The 6,670-nt window shown below is 68.8% G+C and carries 7 protein-coding genes; 2 read left to right on the forward strand and 5 right to left on the reverse strand.

All coding sequences use genetic code 11. From position 1 onward, the window contains the following. Positions 1-226: 226 nt before the first annotated feature. On the forward strand, positions 227-1,138 hold the full coding sequence (gene cyoE / locus AC27IO_RS18400; protein WP_284408102.1) for a heme o synthase: 912 nt from the start codon (positions 227-229) through the stop codon (positions 1,136-1,138). Between the two features lie 5 nt (positions 1,139-1,143). Next, on the forward strand, positions 1,144-1,752 hold the full coding sequence (locus AC27IO_RS18405; RefSeq protein WP_284429358.1) for an SCO family protein: 609 nt from the start codon (positions 1,144-1,146) through the stop codon (positions 1,750-1,752). Here AC27IO_RS18405 and AC27IO_RS18410 read toward each other — a convergent pair. The 5 genes from AC27IO_RS18410 to ftsY all read right to left on the reverse strand — a co-directional run bounded on the left by AC27IO_RS18410 (position 1,692) and on the right by ftsY (position 6,540). Beyond that, positions 1,692-2,564, reverse strand: a complete 873-nt coding sequence (locus AC27IO_RS18410; protein WP_498740074.1) for a Crp/Fnr family transcriptional regulator — start codon at positions 2,562-2,564, stop codon at positions 1,692-1,694. The two genes, AC27IO_RS18405 and AC27IO_RS18410, sit on opposite strands and share 61 nt — an antisense overlap. A 94-nt stretch (positions 2,565-2,658) precedes the next feature. Then, positions 2,659-3,039 (reverse strand): oxidoreductase, encoded by a 381-nt coding sequence (locus tag AC27IO_RS18415; RefSeq protein ID WP_284405410.1) that lies wholly within the window; start codon positions 3,037-3,039, stop codon positions 2,659-2,661. A gap of 108 nt (positions 3,040-3,147) precedes the next feature. Then, positions 3,148-4,164 carry a Bug family tripartite tricarboxylate transporter substrate binding protein gene (locus tag AC27IO_RS18420; RefSeq protein WP_272565020.1) on the reverse strand — a complete coding sequence of 339 codons (1,017 nt, stop codon included), beginning with the start codon at positions 4,162-4,164 and terminating at the stop codon, positions 3,148-3,150. Between the two features lie 132 nt (positions 4,165-4,296). Next, positions 4,297-5,238, reverse strand: a complete 942-nt coding sequence (gene rpoH, locus AC27IO_RS18425; protein ID WP_272565019.1) for an RNA polymerase sigma factor RpoH — start codon at positions 5,236-5,238, stop codon at positions 4,297-4,299. Between the two features lie 282 nt (positions 5,239-5,520). Then, entirely contained in the window at positions 5,521-6,540 is a 1,020-nt protein-coding gene (ftsY, locus tag AC27IO_RS18430) for a signal recognition particle-docking protein FtsY (RefSeq protein WP_498740077.1), read from the reverse strand. Positions 6,541-6,670: the final 130 nt, after the last annotated feature.

A 6,670-nucleotide genomic window follows, 5' to 3' on the forward strand; every position in this document is an offset into this window, starting at 1 on the left:
CGCCGGATCGCGGGCCTGGCGCTGATGCAGTTCGCCACCGGCCTGTCCAACGTGGTGCTGGACTGGCCCCTCGTGGCCGCCGTGCTGCACACCGGCGGCGCCGCGGCCTGGTCGTGGTCCTCACCTGGGCCCTGGCCGCCAGCCGCGCCGTGGGCGCCGCCCGTCCCCTGGCCGCCGCTGCCGGCGCACCGACAACCGCGCCCACGGGCGCAACGAGAATCTCCGCATGAGCGCTGCTCCCGCCACCTCCCCTCCGATCGCCAGCATGCCGTCGCGCGCGGCGCAGTTCTATGCGCTGACCAAGCCGCGCGTGGTCCAGCTGATCGTTTTCTGCGCCTTCATCGGCATGGTGCTGGCCGTGCCCGGCATGCCCAGCGGCGCGCAGTGGGCGCACATGGCCGTGGCCTGTGCGGGCATCTGGCTCGTGGCGGGTGCCGCCGCGGCATTCAACTGCATCGTGGAGCAGGGCATCGACGCGAAGATGAAGCGCACCGCCTGGCGGCCCACCGCCAAGGGCGAGCTGTCCAACACGCAGACGCTGCTGTTCTCGGCGGCGCTGTGCGCGGCGGGTTCATTAGTGCTCTACCGGTGGGTCAACCCACTCACCATGTGGCTCACCTTCGCCACCTTCGTCGGCTACGCGGTGGTGTACACGGTGATCCTCAAGCCGCTCACGCCGCAGAACATCGTGATCGGCGGCGCCTCGGGCGCCATGCCGCCGGTGCTGGGCTGGTCGGCCATGACGGGCGACGTGGCGCCCGAGGCGCTCATCCTGTTCCTCATCATCTTCCTGTGGACGCCGCCGCATTTCTGGGCCCTGGCGCTGTACCGCGTGGAGGACTATCGCAAGTCGGGCCTGCCCATGCTGCCCGTCACGCACGGCAACGAGTTCACGCGACTGCAGGTGTTCCTGTACACGCTGATCCTCTTCGCGGGCTGCCTCATGCCCTTCGTGTACGGCATGAGTTCCTGGATCTACCTGGCCGCCGCCGTGGTGCTCAGCCTGGGCTTTTGCGCCTATGGCTTTCGGCTGTGGCGCCGCTACTCCGATGCGCTCGCCCGCGAGACCTTCCGCTTTTCCCTCATCCACCTGAGCCTGCTGTTCGCCGCGCTACTGGTGGACCACTACGTGCTGTGATTGCCATGAACAAACGCGTTGCTCTTAAAAGAATAGCTGCCAGCGCTTTGCTGGTCAGCGCTGGTGGCCTGTTGGCGGCGTGCTCCAAGAAGGGCCCGGAGTTCAAGGGCGTGGACATCACCGGCGCCGACTATGCGAAGGACCTGCCCCTGCCCGACCACAACGGCCAGCCGCGCCACCTCAAGGACTTCGCGGGCAAGGTCGTGGTGGTGTTCTTCGGCTACACCCAGTGCCCCGACGTGTGCCCCACGTCCATGGTGGAACTGGCGGAGGTCAAGCGCTCGCTGGGCGCGGACGGCGACCGGCTCCAGGGCATCTTCGTCACCGTGGACCCGGAGCGCGACACGCCCGAGGTGCTCAAGGCCTACATGGCCAACTTTGACCCCACCTTCCTCGCGCTGCGTGGCAGCCCCGAGCAACTGGCCGCCGTGGCCAAGGACTTCAAGATCTACTACAAGAAGGTCGACGGCAAGACACCCACCAGCTACACCATGGACCACTCGGCCGGCAGCTACGTGTACGACCCCGCCGGCCGCCTGCGCGTGTACAACCGCTACGGCAGCGGTGCGCAAGCGTTGGCCGCCGATGTGCGGGCCCTGCTGAACGAGGGCTGAGGCGGCGGCGCGGCCGCATCGGCGTGCTTCACCACCGCCGCTGCGCACCAGGCAGCACCGGCCACCGGGCCGGACACCGGTTCTGCCATGCCGCGGGCCAGGGCCGCGAGGCGGGGCCGCACGATGGCGCAGTGCCAGCGGTCATGCCGGACCAGACCGCCCGTCTGGGCGATGTGCGCTAGCCCCCGGGCCACCGTCTCGCGCGTGGTGGCCAGCAGCGCGGCCAGCATCGCCTGCGTGGGCAGCCGCACCAGCGTGCTGCGCTGCAGATCGGCCAGCAACAGCAGGGCGCTTGCCAGGCGCGCCGTGGCCCCGCGCATGCGCAGCAGCCCCGACCAGTCCGCAAGCTGTGCCTGCGCCCGCGCGTTCTCGCGCGACAGCGCCTCCAGCCAGCTCAGTGCCGCGGCGCCGTGGTGGACCGAGCGCAGCGCTTCTGCAGACACTTCGCACAGCCGGCCCTCGCCCAGGGCCGTGCCCGACAGCTCCGCAGGCGCCGCGAACAGCGCCGTCGTGCCCAGGGCATGGCCGCAGCCCGCCAGGCCCACGGGCCGGTCGATGCCTTCGGCGCCCCGGCGGTGCAGCAGCACCGTACCGACCTTGAGGATCTGCAGCACCGGCGCGGACTGGCCTTGGCGCACCAGCGTTTCGCCCTTGCGAAAGCGCCGCTCCACCACGCGGCCCGCCATCTGCACCTCGCGCGGGGCCCGGCCGAGCAGGCAGTGCGAGCGGCCGGCGCAGGTGTGGCACGGAGGCAGGGGCGCGCCCTCTTCGGTCGGCGTGGTGCCGTGGGGCCGGGTGCGCAGACTCAGCACGAAAACGGCCTCCAGGGCATGATTTCTCCCGGCATATCGCTATGAAAATAATAGCAATTGCTTGCGATGGTGACGGACGGAGCGAACCGGGTGCTCAGGCGTAGGCCAGTTCGCCGTGGCGGCTTTCGATGCGCTGGCCGGCCGACAGCGACATCAGCAAAAGCGCGATGGTCTCGTGCAGGATGACCGTCTGCTGGTTGCCCGTGTCCACCATGTGCCGGCGCAGCGCGTCACGCACCGCCGGCTGGCCCGTCACATCGATCACGATGTCCGCGGCGCTGCCGTGCGCCGCCAGCAATCCCATGAAATCGGATGTCACGGGCACGCCGTGGCTGCGCGCCAGCTCGATGCTGGGCAGGGAGAGGTTCAGGTCCGCCACCCCGAGCACGGAGACGAACGGCGCTGCCAGCAATTGCTGCAACAGCGGGGTGCCGGTGTGGCCGGCACCGATGACGAGGATGCGAAAGGGCTGCATGGCGTGCCTTGGAAATCACGAAGGCGCCAGTCTGCCGGCCACGGGCCCGCGGGGCATGATCTGCATCAACATCGGTGGAGGCGCAGCGCGCCCCACCGGGGCAGGGCGTCAGTCGGCCCGGATGCCCTGTGTGCGGATCACGCGGGCCATGAGCGCGGTGTCCGCCTGGATGCGGTTCGCCAGCCCCTGCGGCGAGGTCCCGGCCACCTGCCAGCCTTGCTGGAACAGCTTGGCCCGCACGTCGGGGCTGCGGGCGATGTCGGCGATCAGCGCCGACAGCCGCGCCTGCACCGCAGCGGGCATGGTGGCCGGTGCGGCGAATGCGTTCCAGATCTCCAGGTTCAGGTCCGGCACGCCGGCCTCCGCCAGGCTGGGCACGCCAGGCACGAGCGTGCTGCGACCGGCCGAGGTGACGCCGATGAGGCGCAGCTTGCCCGTGCGTTCCTGCGAAAGGGCCAGCGCAGGCGGCAGCAGCGCCATCTGCAGCTGTCCGCCCAGCATGCCCGTGGCCACCTGCGGGTAGCCGGGGTAGGGCACATGCACTGGCGCGATGCCGGCGCGGGCCTTGAGCAGTTCCGTACCCAGGTGGCCCACCGTTCCCACGCCCGGCGTGCCGTAGCTCCAGCGGCTGCCGGCCTGCCGCGCCGCTGCGAGAAACGCGCGCGCATCGGCATGGGCCGGCACGTCCGGCTGCGAGGCCGGGGCGGTCAGCACCAGCGGCGAAGTGCCCACCAGGCTCAGCGGCGCGAGGTCCTTCTGCGGGTCGTAGGGCACGGCCGGGTTGAGCAGCTTGGCGATGGTCAGGTTGCCGTTGATGAACAGGCCGATGGTGTGGCCATCGGTCGCCTTGGCCACCGCATCGGCGCCGATGTTGCCGCCCGCGCCCACCTTGTTTTCCACGATCACCGGATGGCCCAACGCCTGCGCCAGGGGCTCGGAGAACGTGCGCGCCGTCAGGTCCGGCGACGATCCCGGCGGAAAGCCCACGATGATGCGCAGCGGCTTGCTCGGCCACCCCGGCGTCGCCAGTGCGCCGGGTGCCGATTGGGCCGTGGCCGTGCCCAGAGCGCCAGCGAGCGAAAGGGCCACCATCAGCGTGCGGCGTCGAACGGCAGGAAAAGTCATGGGGGTCGTGTCCTTGGAGATCGGGGGCACCGGCAGCCGGCGCACCCATGAAAAAAGCGCGCAATCCGCAGGGGATTGCGCGCTCGGGATTATCGCCATGCCGGCCGCCTGCGAAGGCGGGTGGCCAGCCGGTCAAGCGTACTCGACCAGGGCCTTTTTCATCTTCTTCATCGCGGCCACTTCAATCTGGCGGATGCGTTCGGCGCTCACGCCGTACACGGCGGCCAGCTCGTGCAGCGTCATGCCGCCGGAGCCGTCGTCGTTCACCTTGAGCCAGCGCTCTTCCACGATGCGGCGGCTGCGATCGTCCAGGCCCGAGAGGGCGGCGGCGATGCCGTCGGTGGCCAGGGCATCGCGCTGGCGCGATTCGATCATGGCGGTGGGCTCGTGGGCACCATCGGCCAGGTAGGCGATGGGGCCGTAGGCCTGTTCGCCGTCATCGGAGGGCGAGGGGTCCAGCATCACGTCACCGCCCGACAGGCGGGTTTCCATCTCGATGACCTCTTCGCGCTTGACGTTCAAATGCTGCGCCACTGCATCGATTTCGCGCTCGGAGAGCGTGTCGCGGTGGGTGGCTGCATCGGCGGCGGCCGCATCGGCCTTGAAGCCCTGCTTCATCGAGCGCAGGTTGAAGAACAGCTTGCGCTGCGACTTCGTCGTGGCCACCTTGACCATGCGCCAGTTCTTCAGGATGTACTCGTGAATCTCGGCCTTGATCCAGTGCATGGCGTAGCTCACCAGGCGCACGTTCTGATCGGGGTCGAAACGCTTGACGGCCTTCATCAGGCCCACATTGCCTTCCTGGATCAGGTCGCCGTGGGGCAGGCCGTAGCCGAGGTACTGGCGGGCGATGGAGACCACCAGACGCAGGTGCGACATCACCATGCGGCCAGCGGCATCCACGTCGTTGTTGTCCTTGAGCTGGCGCGCGTATGTGCGCTCCTCTTCCGCCGTGAGCAGCGGAAGGCGGTTCACCGCCGAGATGTAGGCGTCCAGATTGCCCAAGGGGGGGATGAGCGCCCAAGGATTGGCGGGAGCCAGAGCGGTGGCTGCGGTTCCAGATTGAAGCGTCATTCCAGAGATCCTTTCTTCCATGACATTCATGTTAGCACTCCATATGAGGGAGTGCTAAGGGACTAGTTCCCGCACCGGCGTAGGACGTGGGAGATGCGTTATTGTCGGAAAAAAGGGCGTCGGCGCAGCAATTCAAAGGGTATGGTGCTATTGAATTAGTAGCGAAAAAATCCAAAAACTTCGTTTTGTGAACAATCAATTCACCGGATGGCACCAATCCGTCCCGGTCGCCCAGCCCCCGGCACACGTGGCAAGGGGCTTCGGACTCCGTTCGCCGATCGGTCAAGTCAGCAAAGCTTGCGCGAATTCCTTGGCGTTGAAGGTTTCCAGGTCTTCCAGCTTCTCGCCCACGCCGATGAAGTACACCGGAATGGGGCGTTCCTGCGCGATGGCAGCCAGCACGCCGCCCTTGGCCGTGCCGTCGAGCTTGGTCACGATGAGGCCGGTCAGCTGCAGCGCATCGTCGAAGGAGCGCACCTGGGCCAGTGCGTTCTGTCCCGTGTTGCCATCGATCACCAGCAGCACCTCGTGCGGCGCCGTCGCATCCGCCTTGGTGACCACGCGCTTGATCTTCTGCAGCTCCTGCATCAGGTGCAGTTGCGTCGGCAGGCGCCCGGCGGTATCGACCAGCACCACGTCCTTGCCGCGCGCCTTGCCGGCGGTGACGGCATCGAAGCTCACCGCTGCGGGATCGCCGCCGTCCTGGCTCACGATCTCCACCGTGTTGCGGTCGGCCCAGACGCCGAGCTGCTCGCGCGCCGCCGCCCGGAAGGTGTCGGCCGCGGCCAGCAGAACCGCCGCGCCCTCGTTGGCCAGGTGCTTGGTCAGCTTGCCGATGGAGGTCGTCTTGCCCGCGCCGTTGACCCCCGCCACCATGATCACGGTGGGCGTGTAGCGGCCGATGACCAGCGATTTCTCCAGTGGCCGCAGCAGGTCGGCCAGGGCCTCGGCCAGCAGGGCCTTCACGGCGGCCGGATCGGTGGTCTTGGTGTCCTTGACGCGGCGCTTGAGGTCGTCCAGCAGGTGCTGCGTGGCCTTCACGCCGGTGTCGGCCATCAGCAGGGCCTCTTCCAGCTCTTCGTACAGCGCGTCGTTGATCTGGGTGCCGGTGAAGACCGTGGCGATGCTGCTGCCGGTCTTGCGCAGGCCGTTCTTCAGGCGGTCCATCCAGCCCTTGCGCTCGGCGGGCGCGGCCTGCAAGGGCACCGCTGCCGGGGCAGGCACGGGCGGCACGACGGGCGTGGAAACAGGCGCAGGAACACGCGCCACTGTGGGGGCCGCCGGGGCCGGCACGGGTGCCATCACAGGGGCAGCCACGGGGGGGCGTGATGGGTGCGGGAGAGGGGAGCGGAACCGCAGCCGGCGCAGGTGCCGTGGGTGCCACGGGTGCCGCAGGCGCGATGGGGCGCGGGCGCCGCGACCGGGGGCTGGC

Source organism: Acidovorax sp. KNOB132, assembly GCF_057541515.1.

Coding starts and splice junctions, on each gene's coding strand:
- cyoE (WP_284408102.1), top strand. CDS start 227: ATGAGCGCTGCTCCCGCCACCTCCCCTCCGATCGCCAGCATGCCGTCG.
- AC27IO_RS18405 (WP_284429358.1), top strand. CDS start 1,144: ATGAACAAACGCGTTGCTCTTAAAAGAATAGCTGCCAGCGCTTTGCTG.
- AC27IO_RS18415 (WP_284405410.1), bottom strand. CDS start 3,039: ATGCAGCCCTTTCGCATCCTCGTCATCGGTGCCGGCCACACCGGCACC.
- AC27IO_RS18420 (WP_272565020.1), bottom strand. CDS start 4,164: ATGACTTTTCCTGCCGTTCGACGCCGCACGCTGATGGTGGCCCTTTCG.
- rpoH (WP_272565019.1), bottom strand. CDS start 5,238: ATGACGCTTCAATCTGGAACCGCAGCCACCGCTCTGGCTCCCGCCAAT.
- ftsY (WP_498740077.1), bottom strand. CDS start 6,540: ATGGCACCCGTGCCGGCCCCGGCGGCCCCCACAGTGGCGCGTGTTCCT.